The sequence below is a fragment of the Streptomyces fuscigenes genome (assembly GCF_021556455.1).
Lineage (GTDB): Bacteria > Actinomycetota > Actinomycetes > Streptomycetales > Streptomycetaceae > Streptomyces > Streptomyces fuscigenes.
The window spans coordinates 1-20133 of record NZ_JAKGCV010000058.1; the positions used below are offsets into that span (position 1 = coordinate 1).

The 20133-nt window shown below is 70.6% G+C and carries 15 protein-coding genes and 4 pseudogenes; 10 read left to right on the plus strand and 9 right to left on the minus strand.

Going from position 1 to position 20133, the window contains the following annotated elements; translation table 11 throughout:
* Positions 1–273, minus strand: a pseudogene (locus tag L1885_RS08420) (ATPase); the annotation flags it as partial.
* Positions 270–734: pseudogene (locus L1885_RS08425) on the minus strand (uracil-DNA glycosylase); the annotation flags it as partial. The pseudogenes L1885_RS08420 and L1885_RS08425, both read right to left, overlap by 4 nt.
* A gap of 221 nt (positions 735–955) precedes the next feature.
* On the opposite strand from L1885_RS08425, the gene L1885_RS08430 reads away from it, so the two are divergent.
* Complete coding sequence (locus L1885_RS08430) at positions 956–1633, plus strand: uracil-DNA glycosylase (protein ID WP_235796387.1); 678 nt, start codon at positions 956–958, stop codon at positions 1631–1633.
* 392 nt (positions 1634–2025) lie between these two features.
* Here the strand turns inward: L1885_RS08430 and L1885_RS08435 are convergent, their stop codons facing one another.
* Positions 2026–2976, minus strand: coding sequence for an NmrA family NAD(P)-binding protein (locus tag L1885_RS08435; protein ID WP_235796388.1), 951 nt, complete (start codon positions 2974–2976; stop codon positions 2026–2028).
* A 102-nt stretch (positions 2977–3078) separates the two neighbouring features.
* On the opposite strand from L1885_RS08435, the gene L1885_RS08440 reads away from it, so the two are divergent.
* Complete coding sequence (locus L1885_RS08440) at positions 3079–3708, plus strand: TetR/AcrR family transcriptional regulator (RefSeq protein ID WP_235796401.1); 630 nt, start codon at positions 3079–3081, stop codon at positions 3706–3708.
* Positions 3709–4023: 315 nt separating this feature from the next.
* On the plus strand, positions 4024–4410 hold the full coding sequence (locus tag L1885_RS08445; protein WP_235796389.1) for a VOC family protein: 387 nt from the start codon (positions 4024–4026) through the stop codon (positions 4408–4410).
* 135 nt (positions 4411–4545) lie between these two features.
* Here the strand turns inward: L1885_RS08445 and L1885_RS08450 are convergent, their stop codons facing one another.
* A complete protein-coding gene (locus L1885_RS08450) occupies positions 4546–5397 on the minus strand; it encodes an alpha/beta fold hydrolase (RefSeq protein WP_235796390.1) in 852 nt (283 codons plus the stop codon).
* A 103-nt stretch (positions 5398–5500) separates the two neighbouring features.
* Between L1885_RS08450 and L1885_RS08455 the strand changes: the two genes are divergently transcribed.
* Entirely contained in the window at positions 5501–5926 is a 426-nt protein-coding gene (locus L1885_RS08455; RefSeq protein ID WP_235796391.1) for a winged helix-turn-helix transcriptional regulator, read from the plus strand.
* A gap of 398 nt (positions 5927–6324) precedes the next feature.
* Here L1885_RS08455 and L1885_RS08460 read toward each other — a convergent pair.
* Positions 6325–6789: pseudogene (locus L1885_RS08460) on the minus strand (alpha/beta hydrolase); the annotation flags it as partial.
* On the opposite strand from L1885_RS08460, the pseudogene L1885_RS08465 reads away from it, so the two are divergent.
* A pseudogene (locus L1885_RS08465) lies at positions 6784–7041 on the plus strand (winged helix-turn-helix transcriptional regulator); the annotation flags it as partial. The pseudogenes L1885_RS08460 and L1885_RS08465 overlap by 6 nt on opposite strands.
* Before the next feature lie 588 nt (positions 7042–7629).
* On the opposite strand, the gene L1885_RS08470 reads toward L1885_RS08465, so the two are convergent.
* From L1885_RS08470 to L1885_RS08485, 4 genes are all read right to left on the minus strand, one after another.
* Positions 7630–9312: an ABC transporter family substrate-binding protein gene (locus L1885_RS08470; RefSeq protein ID WP_235796392.1), complete on the minus strand. Its 1683-nt coding sequence runs from the start codon at positions 9310–9312 to the stop codon at positions 7630–7632.
* Positions 9313–9404: 92 nt separating this feature from the next.
* The gene (locus L1885_RS08475) at positions 9405–11510 is read right to left on the minus strand and encodes a dipeptide ABC transporter ATP-binding protein (RefSeq protein ID WP_235796393.1); all 2106 of its coding nucleotides are present in this window, start codon (positions 11508–11510) and stop codon (positions 9405–9407) included.
* Entirely contained in the window at positions 11507–12457 is a 951-nt protein-coding gene (locus L1885_RS08480) for an ABC transporter permease (RefSeq protein ID WP_235796394.1), read from the minus strand. The genes L1885_RS08475 and L1885_RS08480 overlap by 4 nt, the downstream gene beginning before the upstream one ends.
* Before the next feature lies 1 nt (position 12458).
* Complete coding sequence (locus L1885_RS08485; RefSeq protein WP_308117293.1) at positions 12459–13442, minus strand: ABC transporter permease; 984 nt, start codon at positions 13440–13442, stop codon at positions 12459–12461.
* 927 nt (positions 13443–14369) lie between these two features.
* On the opposite strand from L1885_RS08485, the gene L1885_RS08490 reads away from it, so the two are divergent.
* The 5 genes from L1885_RS08490 to L1885_RS08510 all read left to right on the plus strand — a co-directional run bounded on the left by L1885_RS08490 (position 14370) and on the right by L1885_RS08510 (position 20040).
* Positions 14370–15572, plus strand: coding sequence for a hypothetical protein (locus tag L1885_RS08490; RefSeq protein ID WP_235796396.1), 1203 nt, complete (start codon positions 14370–14372; stop codon positions 15570–15572).
* A gap of 654 nt (positions 15573–16226) precedes the next feature.
* Positions 16227–17036 carry an ABC transporter permease gene (locus tag L1885_RS08495; protein ID WP_235796397.1) on the plus strand — a complete coding sequence of 270 codons (810 nt, stop codon included), beginning with the start codon at positions 16227–16229 and terminating at the stop codon, positions 17034–17036.
* A complete protein-coding gene (locus L1885_RS08500; RefSeq protein ID WP_235796398.1) occupies positions 17033–17935 on the plus strand; it encodes an ABC transporter ATP-binding protein in 903 nt (300 codons plus the stop codon). The genes L1885_RS08495 and L1885_RS08500 overlap by 4 nt, the downstream gene beginning before the upstream one ends.
* Before the next feature lie 193 nt (positions 17936–18128).
* Positions 18129–19055, plus strand: a complete 927-nt coding sequence (locus L1885_RS08505) for an ABC transporter substrate-binding protein (RefSeq protein ID WP_235796399.1) — start codon at positions 18129–18131, stop codon at positions 19053–19055.
* An 82-nt stretch (positions 19056–19137) separates the two neighbouring features.
* Positions 19138–20040: an ABC transporter substrate-binding protein gene (locus tag L1885_RS08510; protein WP_235796400.1), complete on the plus strand. Its 903-nt coding sequence runs from the start codon at positions 19138–19140 to the stop codon at positions 20038–20040.
* Positions 20041–20133: the final 93 nt, after the last annotated feature.

Consider the following 20133-nt stretch of genomic DNA (forward strand, 5'->3'; position numbering starts at 1 on the left):
GCCCGGCCCGCCCGCGCCGTCGGCCCGTCCCGGAGCGTGCGAACCCGCCTCCGTCCCCGTCCTCGGCCGCGCCGCGGCCCCCGCCAGGAGGCTGCGGGCCGCGGGCACGACCTGCGCCAGCAGATGGTCCGCGTCGATGCCCCGGGGGCCGGTGCGCACCGGCTCGGACGTACGTACGACGCCGACGGTCACCACGTCCCGGGCGCCCGTCGTCGCGCCGAGCGCGATCCTGAGCCCCGAGCCGCCGGAGTCGACCCCGAGCACCAGGCTCACGGCAGCCGCCAGTCCACCGGCTCCGCGCCCTGGCGGGCCAGCAGGTCGTTGGCGCGACTGAAGGGGCGCGAGCCGAAGAAGCCGCGGTCGGCCGACATCGGCGACGGGTGGGCGGACTCGATCGCCGGGTAGTCGCCGAGCAGCGGGCGCAGATTGCGCGCGTCGCGGCCCCACAGGATGGACACCAGGGGCGTCCCGCGCGCCGCGAGGGCGCGGATCGCCTGCTCGGTGACCTCCTCCCAGCCCTTGCCGCGGTGCGCCGCGGGCTTGCGGGGGGCGGTCGTCAGGGCCCTGTTCAGCAGCAGCACGCCCTGCCGGGTCCACGGCGTGAGGTCGCCGTTCGAAGGACGGGGCAGGCCCAGGTCGCCGTGCAGCTCGCGGAAGATGTTCTCGAGGCTGCCGGGCAGCGGGCGCACGTCCGGCGCGACGGAGAAGCTCAGTCCGACCGCGTGTGCGGGAGTTCCGAGATGCCGGCATCGCGGGCGAGAGGGTGACCCGGTGTGACGACGGCGAGTGAGTGGATCGATCACTGGGTGCGACGGGCTCCTCTCGTTCCTCCTGAGCGGCTGCGAACTCTGCTCGAGCAGCTCGATGATCTCGACGACGAGGAAGGTTAGCGCCTTCGAGGCCACCCCTCTCCGGGAGGGCCGGCGTTCTTGCTCACCCAGTAGAGTGATCGGCCGTGGCGCCACGACCTTTGCATGAGCTTGTCGAACCCGGGTGGGCGAAGGCCCTTGAGCCGGTAGCCGAACGCGTCGGTGCGATGGGGGACTTCCTCCGGGCCGAGATCGCGGCGGGCCGAACGTACCTTCCGGCCGGGCCGAACGTTCTGCGTGCGTTCCAGCAGCCCTTCGAGGACGTCCGGGTCCTGATCGTGGGACAGGACCCCTATCCCACCCCGGGAATGCCCATCGGACTCAGCTTCGCCGTGGCCCCCGACGTGCGGAACGTCCCCGGCAGCCTGGAGAACATCTTCCTGGAGATGCACCGTGACATCGGTACGCCCAGGCCCTCCAACGGCGACCTGACGCCCTGGACGCGACAGGGTGTTCTCCTCTTGAACAGGGTCCTGACGACGACGCCTCGTCAGTCGGGATCGCACCGCGGCAAGGGGTGGGAGGCGGTGACAGAGCAGGCGATCCACGCTCTCGTGGCGAGGGACAAGCCGCTCGTGTCGATTCTCTGGGGCAACGATGCGCGGAGCCTGCGGACTCACTTGGGCCGCTACCCCGTCATCGAGTCGGCTCACCCGTCGCCGCGATCCGCGGACCGGGGCTTCTTCGGCTCTCGGCCTTTCAGCAGGGCCAACGATCTGCTCGCGCAGCAAGGGGCTCAGCCGGTCGACTGGCAACTCCCCTGACCTCTAGCGTCTGCCCGCCCTTGCGCGTGCTCGACCGGGCGCAGCCGACGCCGCATCGAATCCGGTCGCTACAGCCGGCTCCGGGCTCCGCAGGATTCACCGCGATGCCAATCTTGAAGCGGTGGTTATTTGAGGTTCATGGGGATTTTGTCGCGATCGGCGAAAGTGCTTCAGAATGGGGCTCCGCTCTGACAAAGCCCCAGGTCGACCAGTCTGCTCTCCGCGCACGCGGGGACGGACCCTGGTCCTTGCCACCTCGATCAGCAGGTGCGGAATCCCGGCGCCTCGTGTGAGCGGTCGGAGCGGCCGTTACCCGGGATGCAGATCCGGCTCGTCGAGTCGTCGCCAGGCAGGGCCCCGTGAAGCTCGTCGCTCCGTGCCGTCCGCCGTGCTCAGGGACGGCTCGACGCCGAACCTCGTTCCACGGTCTCATCGGAAACAGGCGTCAGCTCACCGTGGGCCCATTCGGCGAATGTGACGAGCGGGATGCCCAGCCTGCGGGCGAACTCCGGCCGGGCGGGCTGGAGGACCGTGTTGTTCCACTCGTGTCCGGCCCCCCACGAGGGCATGCCTGCCTCGATGGCCTCCTCCACGTTCATGGAGGGCGCGGTCACGGGCACGCCCCAGGCGGCGGACAGGGTCCGCGCGATCTGCTCCATCGTGCGCAGGTCGCCTGCCAGTTCCAGTTCGACGCGGTGGAACCGGTCGGGGTCCTGGAGAGCATGTGCCGCGGCCGTGCCGATGTCCTGTACGGCCACCAGGGCCAGTGTGGTGTCCGGCTTCAGGACCGTCAACAGTCCACCGCGTGGCCCCTTGGGTGCCAGCAGCGGCAGGTTCTCCATGAAGAAGGCGGGCTTGATCACCGTCCAGCGGGCAAAACCCGCACCACGCACCGCGTCCATGATCGCCTGTTTGGTGTGGAAGTAGTTTGCCATGGCCGCCCAGCGGCCCTCGGCCCAACCGGCCGCCCTGGTGTGTTCGCCGACACCGCTGGTCGACGACTGCACGAAGTGCCGCACCCCTGCGGCTCTCGCCGCGGCCACCAGGTTGGCGGCCTGGGCGAGTTCGCTTCCGAAGTCCACGCCGGTGGCGGTCATGGGCGGCATCTGCACCGAGAAGACCCCGCGGACTCCCTCGACCGCCGGGGCGAGGGAGTCCCGGTCGCAGAGGTCCGCCCGCACCAACTCGGCGCCCAGGGCCTCGATCGCCCGGGCGGGCTTTGATCGGGGATCGCGTACGAGCGCACGCACGGGCACCTCGGTGGCCAGAAGCGCGCGAGCCGCGGCGCCGCCCTGCTGGCCGGTGGCGCCGGTGACCAGGACGACATCTCTGGTACTGGGCATGGTCTGACGCTCCTCGTATACCGGGTCATGAAAATGGCGGGGCCCGCCATTTAAGCTGCCGCTAAGATATGGCGGGGGCCGCCGTTTAGCAATGGGGAGATGATGACCGGTCAGCGCTCGGACGCCCGTCGCAACTATCAGCGCATCCTCGCCGTCGCCGAGGCCGAGGTCGCCGCGCACGGTGCCGAGGCGTCCCAGGAGCAGATCGCCCGCGTGGCGGGCGTCGGTTCGGCGACCGTGCGCCGCCACTTCCCTACTCGCCGCGCCCTTCTCGAAGCCGTGTTCAGGGAGCGTGTCGAGGGCCTGTGCGAGCACGCCCGCAGGTTGAGTGCGGCCGACGACGGCCGGGCCGCGCTCCTGGAGTGGCTCCACGCCCTCGTCGTCTACGCCGTCTCCGCCCGCGGATTCGCGCATGTCGTCGGCTATGAGCCCCCAGCGGAGGATTCCTCTCCGAGCAGCTGCGGCGGGAGGATGGAAGCGGCCGCCACCCCCCTGCTCCGGCGAGCGAAGCGCGACGGGGCGGTTGCGCCACACACCACCTTCCACGACCTGCTGACCCTCGCTGTCGGCATCGCCCTGGCCACGGAGCACCTCAAGGACCCCGGTACCCAAGCCACCCGCCTCTTCCACCTTGCCGTGGAGGGGCTCAGCCCGCAGGAGAGGGCAGTCGGGGCGCGCGGGGTCGCTGGGTGCCCTGGAACTGGTGAGGGGGAACTCCGTCCCTCCCTGTGACTCGTCGGGGGCCTGATCGGCGGGCGGGCCGCTTTCGCCCGGTTGCCCGTCGGTCTTCACGGCCGGCGGCCGCACGGCGACCGCCGGCACCGGCTCCGGTGCGCCGGGCCCCGCCCCGCGGACCGTGTCCTGGGACCCGATTTCAGGACCATGTGGCGCGAGTGGGCGCGCTGGTGGGAGCCGTCCTCCCGGGTGGGAACGGCCGCCGGGAATCGTCGGAGGGTCCGGGGGTGAGGAAGGTCCACTGCAGGCTTGGGCGTTCGCCGCGAGTGGCGACGGGAATAGAAGCGGACTCGTCACTCCTTGGTGCGAGGCATGCGCATCCTTCGTACCTATGCTCGGGTTTACGTCGCCGACTTGGACGCGGCGCTGCCGCAGCTCGGCGGCCTGGCCGGCGAGCCGGTCACCAGCCGCTTCACGATGCCGAACGGCCTGGAGCTGGCGGCTGTCGGCCGGGTCCTGGCGGTGGGGGGCGACGAGCGGGCTCTGGAGCCGTACAGGGCGACGGCGGCGACGCTGATCGTGGACGACCTCGATGAGTGCCTGGAACGCCTCCTTCAGGCGGGAGCAGGGATCGTGCGCGGCCCCCAGGCCGTGCCCACGGGAAGGAACCTGACGGCCAAGCTGCCTGGCGGCGTCCAGCTCGAATACGTCGAGTGGAGCGACGCGCAGTGGGAGCGTGCCGGAGGCCGACCGGCCTGAGGCGCGATCTCTCCCCGGGCTCGGAGGAAGCCGCAGCGGGGAGGGGCCGGGCCCGGTCCGGCGCGGTGCGGCAGCGAAAGAGCCGTCGAGGTCAACCCCACAACGGCGTGTATCGAATGTCAGTCCCCGCCCTGGTCACGCTGTTTTCGCGTCCTCACCGGCCAGGAACGGATGCAGCAGCGCGAGCAGGGCACGCGGCCGGTGCAGCGGGATGATGTGGCCACAGTCTTCGACAACGTGTCCGATGAGATCGTCAGTGAGCGGGCGGAGTTGTCGTTCCAGCGCGGCACCGACAGGCCGGGCGCCCAGCGCCATGGTGGGCACCGTGAGGCGGGCAGTTGCGACCGCTTGCTCGATCTGGTCCGCACTCTCCGGCATGGCCCGGTAGTACGAGAACGCGCAGCTCAACGCCTGGCGGCCGGTGTATGCACGGACGAAGGCGTCCCGGAGAGCGGGGCGTACCCCGTCGCCCAGCGTACCGGCGCGCAGAAACCAGTCGACGTAGGCGGCCTCGTGGCCCTCCAGCACCGTCTCGGCGAGGCCGGGCGCGGCCGAATGAAAGCCGAACCACCACGGCGGCCCGTCGGCGAGGAAGTCCTCGGCGCCGGGCAGCCTGCCCAGAACGGACTCCATGACGACCAGACGCCTGACGAGACCGGGGCGGCGCAGAGCGAGGAGGAAGGCCGGCGCGGTGCCCGCGTCGATGCCCAGCACCGCCGCCGAGGACACGCCGAGCGTGGTGAGAAGCGCCGCGGCGTCCTCGGCCAGGGTGCCCGCGTCGTACCCGGAGGCGGCCCGGCTGCTCGCGCCGAACCCGCGCAGGTCTGGCGCGATGAGGCGGTAGCGGCCGGACAGATCGGCCATGACATCCGTCCACAGCTCCCAGGTGTGGGGGAAGCCGTGCAGCAGCAGGACGGCCGGTCCGGATCCGGCGAGGGCGACATTCAGTTCGACACCGTTGGCGAGGATGCGTCGCAGCTCGGGCATGGAGGGGCTCCAGGTATGCGGTGAGTACTGGTGACCTGGTCACGCTAGGGAACTAGGGTGGTCCACCCAAGACGGCACTTTCCTTTCAGGTGGTGAGCTCCGGGTGACCACATCGAACGCCGGCGAACCCGGCGGGCGGCCCGGTGAGCGTGGTGATCTGCTGGATCCGCGCTGCCCGACCCGTCAGTTGCTCGACCGGATCGGCACCAAGTGGACATCGATGGTGGTCAAGGTGCTGGCCGAGGCGGCTCCAGGCGAGCTCCGCTTCGCGGAACTGCGGCGCCGTGTCCCGGGCATCTCACAGAAGATGCTGTCCGTCACCCTGCGGAGCCTGGTCCGTGACGGTCTGGTCGCGCGCCGCGTGGAACACACCGTGCCACCGGCCGTCCACTACCAGGTCACCGGGCTCGGCCTGTCCCTCGAAGTGCCGCTCTCCGCCCTGCGGGTCTGGGCCGAGACACACATGGCGGAGATCGACCGCAACATTCAGCTCGCCGGCGAGTCGCCCCCCAAGCAGGGCGTGGATTGAGCGTGCTGGTCACGGCCACTCGTTGACAGCCACGCCGAGGACGATCGCCTCATAGCGGGTGAAAGGCTTGCCGTTGCGTGTTGCCGGGCTCGGTTCCCATGAGTTGATTGATGCCGCACTCGACCACGTGGCGAGCTTTGCGGTCCTCCCCGTCGAACCTGGATGGCCTGCCGCCGCGAGAGCTGAGCTCCTTGTGGCTGTGGCAGTGGCTGTGGCTGCGGCTGTGGTTGCGGGGCAGCGAAAGCTTTTTCAGGAGCTCTCGGTGGCAGGCGGAGTACTGGCGCTGACGGTGGGGTGGCCACGGCTCGGGCGGGGGCGGACGTCACGTGATGGTTGCACCGTCGCACCGGGCAGTTGGGCGCAGGGTTCGTCGTGCCGAGGTGGGTGCGGCGGTGCGCTCACGCAGCAGAGCGGTGATCTTGGACTTCGAGCAGGAGTTCCGTCAGTTCCATCGGCATGGTGATCATGCAGTCGTGCCCGGTCGGCAGTTCCCGGATCCGTGAGGGAGATCCATCTGGCTGTGTTGCCGGGACGGGACGTCGCACGATGCCTTCCGGCTGGCCGCCGACACAGTGGATGTGCGTGCGCGAAATCGCCTGCGCGGCGGGGCTGTCAAGGGCGGCCGGCTGTTGCAGGCTGCGGGCCGGGTGGTCGGAGTTCATCGAGCGGAGCCAGGCGACGTCCGCAGGATCAGTGACCCCGAACAGCCCCCGAGGTGCCGGAAGTTCCGGCAATGGCGGAATGCGCCAGGGAGTCTCCGACTTCGCGGCCAGGTCGAGCAGGTTCTGGGTGACGGGCTGCACGTCGACGGCGGTCTCGCCGTGCTGCGGGACCATCGCGTCGACGTACACGAGATCAGCGAGCTCAAGCGTGGCGTCGATGGGATCAGTCAGCGCATGCTCACCGTGACTCTGCGCGATCTGGAACGGGACGGGATCCTCACGCGGACTGTGCGCAGTGTCATGCCGGCGCACGTCAGCTACGAGCTGACGTCGATGGGCAGGGCGTTGCGCGTGGCCACCGCGCCCCTACTGGAGTGGAGCATCGCGCACCTGTCGCACATCGGTGCTGCCCGCGCCGCCTACGACGCCCGCTCGGCGGCCCCGCCGGTCTGACCTCTCAACCCGTCGGAGGAGATGCCGGAGGGGTAATCGGTCGGCGTGGCCTTTCGGACGCGTGAGGGAAGCCCTTGGAGGCCCGCTCCTGCGTAGTCGGCCGGGGGGAAGGGGGGTGTCGTCTGTTGGACGCTCCCTGAGGCGGCCGGGGCCAGGTTTCTCCTTCGAGACCGAGCCGGGCGCCGCCCAGTGGGAGCAGGCAGCCGCCGTAAACCCCTGGAAGACTCCTGGCCGTGTGGGCTCAGGGGACGGGGCCCAGGGCGAAGCCCGCGGTCGAGGACTGCTCGGAAGGCGTCGGCCGTATGAGGAGGCGACGGAACGCAGGTGCGTGGAGATCGCGCGTGTCGTCGGCCGATGTCGAGAATCAGCGCGACGCGTTCTTCAAGAAGCTGCGCGCCTTGAGCGGAGCCGGCGGCGAACCCCCCGCACGAGGGGGGATTGAGGGGTGGGCTGTGTACTGGTGAGGGCCCGCCGCCGCGCGCCACGCGGTCACTGCATGCGGCGGCACTCGCCCGTGCGCCGCGTTCGGCCTTGCGTGCGCGGGGTCCGGTCCGCTCGGCGCGGACCCCGCGGCCACTCTGGTGGGTGCTACTTCTGCCAGCCGACCGTCTCGGGCAGCGGGTTGTAGAAGATCGTCGCCCCGACGTTCGCGAGGCCCTTCTTCACGGCATAGGTGGAGGGGCCGCTGTACAGAGGGAGGAAGGCGTACTGCCGCAGGGCCGCGCGCTCGACTTTGTCGGTGGCGGCGATCTGCTGGTCAAGGTCGGCGATCCGAGTGGTGGCGTGAATCTGCTCGTCCAGCGCGGGAGTGCCGGCGCCGGTGATGTTGGAGGCGCGGTCCGAGCAGTAGAAGTCGCACAGGTAGCGGGCGCCGAAGGGATCCATGGAGCGGTTGCCGGAGAGGAAGAGGTCGAACCGGCGGTCGCTCAGGATCTTGGAGAAGTCCGCCTCGTCGGCCTTCTTGATGACAAGCCGCACGCCGATGGGCTTCAGCATGGCGGCGAAGGCTCCGGCGGTCGCCTTGCTCAGCGGCTCGTCGCCCAGGAGGGTGTAGCCGACTTCGAGCCGCTTGCCGTTCTTGGCCCTGATGCCGTCCGGGCCGGGCTTCCAGCCGTCCGCGTCGAGCAGCTTTCCGGCTGCGTCTGGTGCGTACTTCACCACGGCCGACAGGTTGTCCTGGTAGCCCTTCTGGAAGCTGTAGAGCACGGCGGAACCGGGGAGGGGCTCCTTGTAGTCGAGGCCCTGGAACTGGATGTTCGCTATCTGGGAGCGGTCGACGCTCTCCTCGATGGCGTGGCGGACGTCGGGGTCCGAGAGGACCGGGGACTTCGTGTTGAAGTAGAGGGAGTACTCGAAGGGGCTGCCGCCGCTGCGGATCTCGGTCCCCTTGATGCCCTTCAACTGCTTGAGGCTCTCGGCGTCGACGGCGGAGGTGTAGTCGAGTTGGCCGTTCTTGAAGGCATTCGTGGCCGCGGTGGACTCGAGATTGACATAGACGCGCTTGTCGAGCTTGCCCTTCCTGCCCCACCACTTCGGGTTGCGTACGAAGGTGATGTCGCCGGAGTGCGTGTCCCACTTGGAGACCGTGTACGGGCCGGCGCCCCATTCGGGGTGAGGCTTCTTCACGTACGCCTTGTTGAAGTTGTCGACGGTTGCGGCCTTCGGATGGAGGAAGGTGGTGAACAAGGTCGACCAGGACGCGTTGACGCCCTTGAAGTCGATGATCGCCTGTTTGGCGTTCGCGCCCTTTTCGACCGAGGTGATCTGGTCGTAGCCGTCTGTGGACGAGGTGTCGAACGCCTTGTCTGATCCGTTGTTCGCCTTCCAGGTGGCCCGGATGGCCGTCCAGTCGATCGGTGTTCCGTCATTGAAGGTCGCCTTCGGGTTGATGGTCAGGATGACCCGTTGGTTGCCGCCGACGACCTCGACCTTCACGTCGCTGTAGTAGTCCGGGTTGTACTGCACGGCGCCGGTGGGCGAGTACGTGATGGCGTCGGCGTTGTACCAGGCCCATATCCGCGACGCGGTCAGTGTGGAGTTGACGTTGAACGGGTTGCCCTGGTCGTCGAACGTGCCGGCCGTCGTGAAGGTACCGCCGTCCTTGATGTTGTCGTAGGGCTGCGGGTTGTAGTCGACCGCTGCGGAGGCCGCCCTCGGCGCGCCCTTCCCGCCGGGGCTCGATGCCCCCTTCCCGGGATTGCCCTGGCAAGCGATGGCGGCGACGGAGAGGGCGGCGACGAGGGTGACGGACAGAGTCAGTCTTGCGCGCATGGCGGACGGGATCCTTTGGAAGCGGGGAGTGGGGACGAGGATGTGAGGGAGGGCGGGGGACGCAGGACGGCTGTGGGCCAGCCCGCGGGAACTCAGGCGAGGTGACAGGCGTACTGGTGGTCCGGACGCTCCGTCACGCGGACCTGTTCCGGACGGTGCGTGAGGCACCGCCGCCGTGTGCCGTCGTCCGCCACGCGGTACAGCGGGCAGCGGTCGACGAAGACGCACCCTGTGGGCGGCCGGGTCGCACTCGGCTGTTCGCCCTCCAGCACGACACGCTCGCGCGTACGCTCCCGCCGCGGGTCCGGCAGCGGAATCGCCGACAGCAGAGCCCTGGTATACGGGTGGCGGGGATCGGAGAAGACGCTCTCCGTGGTGCCGGACTCGACAATCCGACCGAGGTACATCACGGCGACGCGATCGGACACGTGCCGGACCACGCCGAGGTCATGGGAGACCACGAGGTAGGCGAGCGACAGTTCGCGCTTGAGGCGCGCCAGCAGGTTGATGACCCCGGCCTGGACGGACACGTCCAGTGCGGAAAGGGGCTCGTCCAGGGCGAGCAGTTTCGGTTCCGTCGCCAAGGCCCGGGCGATGGCGACGCGTTGACGCTGCCCGCCGGAGAGGGCTGCCGGGAAGCGGTCACCCACGGCGGAGTCCAGGCCGACGAGCGCCAGGAGTTCCTCGACACGGCCGAGAATCGAGGTCCGATCCTGTCCGACGGCCTGTAGTGGTTCCGCGAGCAGCCGGCGGACGGTCAGCCGGGGGTCGAGGGCGCCCAGCGGGTCCTGCATGACGATCTGCACGTCCCTGCGCAACCCGCGCACACGCTCCGCGGCGTCCTGCGCGCCGACGTCCACGCCGGCGATCTCGATCCGCCCGCCCTCGGGACGGCTGAGCCTCAGTATCTCCAGCAGTGTGGTGGTCTTGCCGCTGCCCGACTCGCCCACGAGCCCCAGTGTCTCCCCGGCCCGCAGCTCGAATCCCACCCCGTTGACGGCGTGGACCGTACCGACCCGGCGCTTGAGGAGGCCGCCCTTCGTCACGGGAAAGGTCTTGACGAGATCCTCCACGCGGAGCACGACTTCGCCCACCCTCGTGGGACCCGTGCCGGGAGCGGGAGCGGGGGCGGGGGCGGGGGCGTCGGGAGCGTCGGGCCCGCTCGGATCCAGCAGCCCTTCGGCCACCGCTTCGGCGCGCAGGCACGCCACCTCCCCGTGGCCGGGGACGGAGCGCAGCTCGGGCTCGGTGTCGGCGCACGCGTCGACGGCGACGGCGCAGCGGGCGGCGAACGGGCACCCCGCCGGGAGGTCCACGAGGACAGGGGGCTCCCCGCCGATCGGGACCAGGGGCCGAGGAGTGCCGCCGTCCACGGTCGGCACAGCGGCCAGGAGCCTCGCGGTATACGGCATGGTGGGGCGGTGGAACAACTCGTCGACACCGGCGCGTTCCACGAATCTCCCCGCATACATGACCGCGACGTCGTCGGCGTGCCCCGCCACCACCCCCAGGTCGTGCGTGATCAGGACGAGGCCCGCACCGGTCTCCCGCTGGGCCAGCCGCAGGACATCGAGGATCTGCGCCTGGACCGTGACGTCCAGGGCCGTGGTGGGTTCGTCCGCCACCAGCACGGAGGGTCGGTTGGCGATCGCCATGGCGATGACGACCCGCTGCCGCATCCCGCCCGAGAACTCGTGGGGGAAGGCTCCCGCGCGCTCGCGCGGGGCGGGAATCCCGACCAGGTCGAGCAGTTCCACGGCCCGCTCCCAGGCCGCCTGCCGCGTCAGGTCCTGGTGGACCCGCAGCGCGTCGCTGAGCAGCCGGCCGACGGAGAAGATGGGTGTCAGTGAGGACAGCGGATCCTGGAAGACCATGCCGATGGATCTTCCGCGGACCCTGGACAACGCCCGGTCGTCCATGCCGACGAGGTCGCGGCCGCCGAGGAGCACGCTGCCCCCCGCCGTGGCGCTCGGCGGCAGCAGACCCATGATGCCCATGGCCGTGGCCGACTTTCCCGACCCCGACTCGCCGACGATGCCGAGCGTACGCCCGGGCAGCAGGTCGAAGCTGATGCCGCGCACCGCCTCCACCGTGCCGGCCTCCGAGGGGAACGAGATCCGCAGATCCCGCACCGAGAGCACCGGTGCGGCTGTCTCCTTGGCATGTGTCTCCGCGGACAGGGCGGCCCCGGGGCTCATCGTCGTCCTCCCGCACCGGTCGAGGACAGCGGGTCGAGGGCGTCGCGCAGCCCGTCGCCGATAAGTGCCATCGACACGGTCAGCAGGACCACGAGGCCCGCAGGAAAGGCGAACAGCCACGGTGCGCTCGTGATGGTGCTCGCCCCGTCCGCCAGCATCGTGCCCAGGGAGACGTCCGGCGTCTGCACGCCGAAGCCGATGAACGAGAGGGCGGTCTCGCTGAGCACGGTCGTCACGACACCGAGGGTGAGATTGACGATCAGAAGCGATCCGAGGTTGGGAATGATGTGGCGCACGACGATGCGCAACGGGCTGACACCCATGAACTCGGCCGCCGCCACGAAGTCCCGCTCCCGCAGGGAGGTCGACACCGACCAGATGATCCGCGCGGTGGACATCCAGCCGAACACCGTCAGCACGACGATGAGGACCCGCCAGTCGCCCGCGAGCCGGTTGGAGACCAGGGCCAGTATCAGGAAGGAGGGTACGACCAGCAGGAAGTGGATGACGGCGAGGGTCGCCTTCTCGGCCCGTCCGCCGAAGTACGCCGCGCTGGAACCCACCACGGCGGCCACCGCCAGGGTCAGCACGGACACACTCACGGCGATCGTCAGGGAGCGTCGCAGGCCGTGTACGGCCGAGGCGTAGATGTCGTTGCCACCCTGGTTCGTGCCGAACCAGTGGACGGCACTCGGCGGCTGCGTGAGTGCGGCGAAGTCCGTGTCGGAGTAGGCGTACGAGGTGAACGCGTCACCCGTCGCACTGAACACGACCAGCAGCAGGAAGATCACCGCCCCGGCTACTGCGAGCCGGTTGCGCACGAAGCGCCGCACGTAGAACCGTGCGACGTCGTGCTGCCGTCCCGCGGTCCGCACGGAACGGGACGGCTGTGGCGTCCGGTCCGAGGCCGCCCCGTAGGAGGCGTCGGCTGTCATGTCCGCGGTCATGTCAGCTCACCCTCACGCGCGGGTCGAGGAAGACCGTGGCGACGTCCGCGAGGATCGCGCCGATCGCGGTCAGTGCGGCGGCGAAGGCGGCCGTCGCGACCGTGCCGTGGACGTCGTTCTTGCTGATCGTCTGGATGAAGTAGCTGCCCATTCCACTCCAGCCGAAGATCGTCTCTGTGACGATGGCCCCGGTGAAGACGGCGGGCACACTGAACGCCACAGAAGTCGCGGTCGGGATGAGCGCGGTCCGCAGGGCGTGCCGGCGTATGGCTTGGCTCCTGGTGAGCCCGGTGGCCTGCGCCGTGCGCACGAAGTCCGCGTTGATGGTGTCCAGCAGCAGTGAACGCTGCGTCAGGTGGTAGCCGACGTAGCCCATCAGTGTCAGCGTGAGGGTCGGCAGGATCAGGTGGAGGAGTCGATCGCCGACCGTCGGCAACAGTCCCTGGACACCGGGTGCGTTCTCGCCGGCCACGTAGAGGAAGTGCAGCCCGGCGTGCTGGTTCAGCCAGATGGCGACGAAGACGACGGCGAGTGCCGCCACCGAGGTGGGGACGTTGAACACCACGACGGACACGGCCTGGGACACGCGGTCGGACCAACCGTATTGCCGTGAGGCTGTGTACACCCCCAGCGCGACGCCGGCCAGCACTGAGAAGACCAGCGAAAGGACGACCAACTCGGCACTGACCAGGGAGCGGTAGCCGATCTCTCCGTTGACGGAGACGCCGGTCGGTGACCTCCCCCAGTCGAAGTGAAGGACTACGGAGGTGAGCCAATCCCACCAGCGGTCCACCAGGGGCACGCGCGGATCCAGATTGTACGGCGCGAGAGCCCGATCGATCTGGGCCTCGCTGCGGACGGGACGTAGGTCCTTGAAGTTCGACCGGGGGTCCAGAAAGAAACTGGCGAGGAGATACGTCACGTTGGTGGCCACCACGATCATCAGCAGCCAGCCCGTCGCCTTGCGTGTCACGTGGCGCACCACGAGACGCACCTCCCCACCGGGCATTCGGTGTGCGCTCCTCGGAGGGCGGGGCAGCAGTGACTTCGCATCGGCGTGATGTGCTCTCTGGTGTGACGGAACGTATGCACTCGCGTGCGGAGCCAGTCTCACCAGCGGGTGATCTCCGCACCAGGCCCCGGCAGCCGGCGCCACGAGAACGACATCCAGCCGTATCAAACGGCCTACCCGTATGCGGATTTGTCTCTCTGCGCCAAGGAAATGTGACCTGCCGTTCGGCGAGCCCGTACGTGAACGAGCCGAGATTCTCGGTCCCGCCTCCTGCCATCCCTCACCGGGCCCCGACTGCCCGCAAGGCATGGGCTGACGCTGGAACTCCCCAGACGGCCCGCCGGCATGCGATCGTCGCGGCCTTCTCGGGCGAGGCATCCGGACCGTGATCCCGAGCGCGCCGACCGAGCCGGCCGTCTGCGGCGCCGCCAGGCGAGCGGCGGACCTCGGGCCCTCGGCCGTGATCCTGGGCAGTTGACGTGTCGTCAGCATGGCAGCGGCCGATCGTCGGGCGGCGGGTGGGTCCGGACGGCAGCCGGCAGCGGAGCAATATCGGGGTGACTTCCGGCGGCGGCCAGCAGCAGACGATCCTCCGGTGCGGCGCCTGCTGACGGCGGAGCCCCCGCGCCGGCCGTCCACGGCACGGTGGGCCCCGGCGTTGAGGGAGCCCCGGCCGTCGGCCCCCGCACGATCGCTTCGCGCCCGCACGGGCCCCGGGCGCGCCCGCCCGGCTTGACACCGGTGGGGGCCGCGTCTGTAATCACGGACGTGGTGACGTCTGACACAAGCGTGGCGGCGGCGCCGCCACGGTGCCCGGTCCCCGGGCACGAGCAGAGCAAGGTGGTCCTCGGCGGACGGTACGGCGCGCAGGGGCGCCGACGGCAGCTGTATGTCTGCAACATGCCCAAGCCCGGCTCCACCGCCTCGTTCCACCGCTTCTCTGCGCCGCTGACCGTCCCATACCCGAGGGCGGAGCCTGCCGGGGGGCAGACGAACGAGGATCGGGCCAAGGAGGCCGAGGAGCTGCGCACCGCGCGCAAGTACCAGTTCACGGCGTACGACATCGCCTCGGGTCTCGTCCTGGTCAGCCGCGGCATCAGCTACGCCCAGGCGGGCCACGACGTGCGCGAGCGCGCGGCCCGCCGCTGGGGGCCGGCCGTCGCGGGCGACGCGGCGCGCAGGCACGGCACCCTCGTCTCCGACTGGGTCGAGGTCTACGCGGAGGCGCTCTGGCGGGCGCAGGCGCCCTGCCAGGAAGCCTGGCCCGACACGGTCCTCGTCGGCGTGCTGCCTCTGCTCGCGCCGGGACCCGGCGGCCGGGGTGGCGCGCCCGCCCTGGCGTTCTCCGTCTTCGTCGCTCTCACCCACCGGCCGAGGGGCCGCCCCGCCATCTTCGCGATCCGCCTGTCGACCGGTACGGGCGCGGCCCACTGGGCCTCGTTTCTGGAGGAGTTGGACCGCGAGCGCACCGGGGCGCCGACCCGGGTCGTCGGTGACGGATCGCCCGCGCTCGCCACCGCCGTGCGGCAGGTGTGGCCCGCCGAGGGCGGCGCCGACACCGCGCGCCCCGTCCTCTGGTACGACGAGCACCTGCTGCGCGAGGAGGCCAGGCGCATCTGCCGGCGCCACGGCCTCGACCGCAGGGAGGGCCGCCTGTGGCAGACGCTCCAGCGGGGCTGGCGCGGCCGCGCCGACTGGGACGCCTTCGCCTCGGAGGCGCGCCGCCACGCCGTCCCCGACCTGGACCGCTGGCTGGCCCTCGCCGGGCCCGTGATGGAGCGCCAGCTCGCGGCGCGTGACCGTGGCAGGCCCGTGTCTCGCCGCCCGGTGCGCGCCGCGCTCGCCGAGCTCGAACGGCGGCTCGGCGCCCGCCGAGCCGCTTTCGGCAACCGGGCGCGCACCGAGCGGCTGCTGCGGCTGATGGCGCTCGACGTGTCGGGCGTGGCGCGGGTGCACGCGTGGGCCGACCTGATCTGCGTCTGGCTCGAACGCTCCGGTGGGCGGCCCGCCTCCTCGCAGCGCCGGATCGCCGACCGCGGTGGCCGGTCCTCGCTGCGCTCCCGGGCCGATGTGGGCGGCTCCCCTGACCACCGGGCGCCCTGAGGAGTCGGGGGAGCCACCCGGGCGCCGGGAACGCCCGGGGCCGCACGAGTCGGGACCCCATGCGTCATGTCAACGAAATGCGATGCCTGTTGACACCCGGAAAGGCAGCCCCGCATACTCATTCGCATGAACCCGGCTGCTGACCTTCTCGTGCGGCGACGGTACCTGGACTTCGTTCTCTACAGCGGGGCCGTCTGTCGCTGACCGCGCACGCCCGGCGCGCGTCGGCGCGCCGCGGCCCGGTCCCGTACCGCCACGGCGGCCCCCTGGGATCCCCGGACCTTCCAGGCATCCCGCTCATCCGGTCACCACGGCTCCCGTGGGCGTCCGCGCGCCACTGACCGCGCTTCAATGACGGTCGTACGGCCGGGAGTCACCCTTCACCGTGCGGCACAGCTCCGTGCCCTTACGCCTTCGTGCGGACGGCGGCCACCGCCCCGCCCGCACCCACCGCGTCCCGCGCACCGCCCCCGCCGCCCCGCCGCACCCACCGGTCGCCGGGCGCGGCACCCGGCCGCGCCTTCACCGGTCCGTTCCGGGCCCCCTTCCCGCCCTTTCCCTGACCGTGGGCCCAGGTGACCACCTGTCCGTCCCTGGACCCGGCCCTGCATCCGACACCCGTCCGCCGCAGCGCCCGAGCAACGGAGGCTTCCCGTGCCCGCTTCAGCCGAGATCCCGAGGGGATCGTGGGGCAGCCGCGTCCGCAGGCTGGTACTGCCCCTGGTCTCCATCGTGGCCGGCCTTGCGGTGTGGCAGCTCGCGATCACCGTCTTCAGCCCCAACCCGCTCGCCGTCGTCGGCCCGGTCCAGATCGCCAGGGACGCCGCCGGCCTGTTCGGCGCGGGCACCCTCGGGCCCGACATCGGTCTCAGCCTCGCCCAACTGCTCATCGGCCTCGTGGTCGCCACGGCAGTGGGGGTGCCGGCCGGACTGCTGCTCGGCACCAGCCGCCCGCTCGCCGCCGCGCTCGGGCCCTGGGTGACCGCGCTCTACACCATCCCCGTCATCGCGGTGGCACCGCTGGTCATCGTCGGCCTCGGCTTCGGCTTCAGCGCCAAGGTTGCGATCGTCGCCGCCTCGGGGTTCTTCCCCCTCGTCATCAACACCCAGGCGGGCGCGGCCTCCGTCGTCGGCGGCGGACTGCGGGACGTGACCCGCGCGTTCCGCGCCAACGCCTTCGAGACGCTGTGCCACCTCACCCTCCCCGGTACCGCGCCCCACATCCTCACCGGACTGCGGCTGGCCATCGGCCGCGCCCTGATCGCACTCGTTGCCGCCGATCTGTTCGGCTCCACCTCGGGCCTCGGCTACCTCATCATCTCCGGCCAGCAGAACCTCAAGACCGATGATGTCTACGTCGGTGTGGTCACGCTCAGTGTGATCGGCATCGTCCTCACCGCACTCGTCGCGTTCTTCGAACGCCGTATGAACGAGACCCGTACCGCCCGGACGGAGCAGGCATGAACACACTGGACGAACCGGCCGCCGCCGCAGCACCGGTCATCGAGGTCTACGGGGCGTACGCGCACTACGGGACCGCCTCAGGGCCTCTGCCCGTCCTCGACGGCGTGGACCTGGCCGTCGGGCGCGGCGAGGTGCTGGCCGTCGTGGGCCCGAGCGGCTGCGGCAAGACCACACTGCTCAAGTCCCTCCAGGGCCTCGCCGCGCTCGACCGGGGCAGTGTCACACTCCAGGGGCGGCCGCCCGCGGCGGGCCGCACCGACACCGGGTACGTGTTCCAGCAGCCCTCGCTGTTCCCCTGGTGGAGCGTGCGCAAGAACATCGAGTTCGGGCTGCGGCTGCGGGCACACAGCGGTCGGCCGAGCGCCGCGCGGCGCCGGGCGCGCGCCGACGAACTTCTCGAACTCGTCGGCCTCACCGGCTTCCACGACTTCAGGCCCGCGGCGCTCTCCGGCGGCATGCAGCAGCGGGTCAACCTCGCCCGCGCACTCGCCACCGATCCGGTGGCCCTGCTGCTGGACGAGCCGTTCAGTGCCGTGGACACCCTCACCCGCGAGCGTCTCCAGCGCGTACTGTCCGCGACCTTGCACGCCCTCGGCACAGCAGCCGTCATCGTCACCCACGACATTCACGAGGCGGTCTTCCTCGGCGACCGCGTAGCGGTGATGAGCGAACGGCCCGGACGTATCGTGGAGACCTTCGAGGTCGAGGAGAAGCGGCCGCGCACCGAGGAGTTCCAGCACGGCGAGTACCTCGCCGCCCTCAGCGCCCGCGTCTACCAGCGCCTGCGCAGCGGTGACGAGCGGGCCAGCGCCTCCGAACTCACCATGAACCGGGAACCGGTGGCCGCGCCGTCGCCCGAGCCCCGCCGACCCCTGAGCAAAGGCACCGCCGATGCGTGAACCCCATGCACCCGACGCAACACCCCGACGGGCCGCCCGCCTCCCCGGCGGACCGCGCGCCCGCCGTGGCCTCGCCCTCGCCGTGGCGGGTGCCCTGTCCGCCCTGCTCGCCGGGTGCGGCTCGGGATCCGCCCCGGCGGGCCACACCGGCGCAAAGGGCTCGACAACCGCCCTGACAGTGCCCACGGCCTCGGTGTCCGCGGCCCAGGGAGCCTTCCAGTACACCGTGCAGAAGGGTTTCTTCCAGCGCAACGGGCTCTCCGTCACCACCCCGCTCTCCGCGGAGGGCCAGCTCAAGGCGGCCTTCGTGGCGGGCTCCGTCGCGTTCGACCAACTGGCCGGGGGCGACGTGCTCGACCTGTACGCCAAACACGTGCCGGTCACCGCGATCGGCTGCGTCGCCAAGAGCAACGGCTACTACGTCTACGCCCGCAAGGGGACCTCCTCACTCGCGGGCCTCCGTGGCAGGACCGTAGGCGTGCCCTCGCTCGGCGGCGCCCCGCAGGTCGCCCTCCAGGCGTACTTGCGCTCCAAAGGGCTCGACCCGAATGCCGTGAAGTTCGTGGCCCTGGGCTCGATCCCCAACGTGCTGACCGCGCTCAGCAGCGGGAAGGTCGACAGCGGCCTGCTCTCCACGCCCTTCAACTTCCGTGCGAACAAGGCGGGTCTGGCCCAGCTCGGCTACGCGCTCGGACCGCCCAGCCCCTACGTCGTCTCCACCGACTGGGCGAAGAAGAACCCCAAGGCGGTGACCGCGATCCTCAAGAGCCTGGCCGAGGGCGCCTGGTCGTACCAGACGCACAAGGCCGACGGGGTGAAGACGCTCGGCGCCTTCCTCCACCTCGACCCCGCGAAGCCGGACGACGCGGCCACGCTCGGCAAGAGCTTCGATGCCTACCTGCCGCCGGTCCAGGCACCCGTCGGCCGGTGCGACACGACGGACTTCGCGCCGTACGTCCGCTACCAACCAGCGTCACAGCAGGCCGCGTTGAAGAACCTCACTCCGCTCGTCGACAACTCCTACGTCAACGCCCTCGCCCAGCAGGGCTTCTACCAGGGCCTGCGGAAGAAATACGGCCCGCTGCCCAAGGACACCACCGTCGCGCAGGTCCTGCGCTGACACCCGCGCGCCGCCCGCCCGCCGCACGGCGCGGGCGGCGAACACCCCCACCCGACCACCGGTTCACAGGAAGGCAGCCACCATGGCACTCAAGAAGATCGTCAGTGAGACGTCGAGCCCCGTTTTCTCCCTGCCCTACTTCGTCGCACGCGACGAGGGGTACTTCGCCGAGGAGGGACTCGACGTCGAGCTGGTGCGCAAGGGGCAGCGCGAGGCGGTGCTCAGGCCCGTCGAGGACCACACCCTGATCTCCGCGTTCAGCGGCAACTCCGCCTTCGAGGCCGGCGACGCGTCCCTCTACCGCGCCTGTGAGTGGGGACAGATCCGCCGCTCGTACGACAGCGAAGCGGGCGGCCAGGTCGTCAGCAAGCGCGCAGCCATCGGCAGCCAGGCCATCTTCGTCAGGCCCGACGACCCGGCCAACCACCCGCAGGACCTGGCGGGCCGCACCGTCGGGGTCAACTTCCACCACGGGTCCCACTACATCGGCATCCAGACGCTGGAGGGCTTCCTCAGGAAGGAGGAGATCAACATCGTCCACGTCGGCGGCCCGAAGGAGCGGTTCGAGGCGCTGCGCGACGGCCAGGTCGCGGCGGCCGCCGTCATGGAGCCGTGGATAACCGTCGCGGAGAAGCTCGGCTACAAGTTGATCGCCGAGGCGTTCTACGTCGGCGCCGAGATCGCGGCCCCCGGCATGGACCCGGAAACCTTCACCGCGATCCAGCGCGCGGTGATCAAGGCTGTGCACAAGATCAACGAGGACCCGAAGCCCTACCTGCACTACCTCATCGCCGACGTGCCCGAGGAGGTCGTGCACCTCGATCCGTCCGACTTCCGCCGCGACCGCCTGCGGTATGCGGAACCGGCGCCGTACCCGGTCGCCGAGTTCCAGCGCACCTACGACTGGATGGTCGACTGGGACCTGATCCCCGAGGACGCCGACTTCGGCCAGATCGTCGACAACCGCCTGCAGATCGCACTCTGACGCCGAGGCCCCCGGCCGCGCCCGGGGGCCGGGGGCCTCGCCGGGGCGGACGCTCCGCGCCCGGTCGCTGCCCCGCGCGGCCGGGCGCCTCGT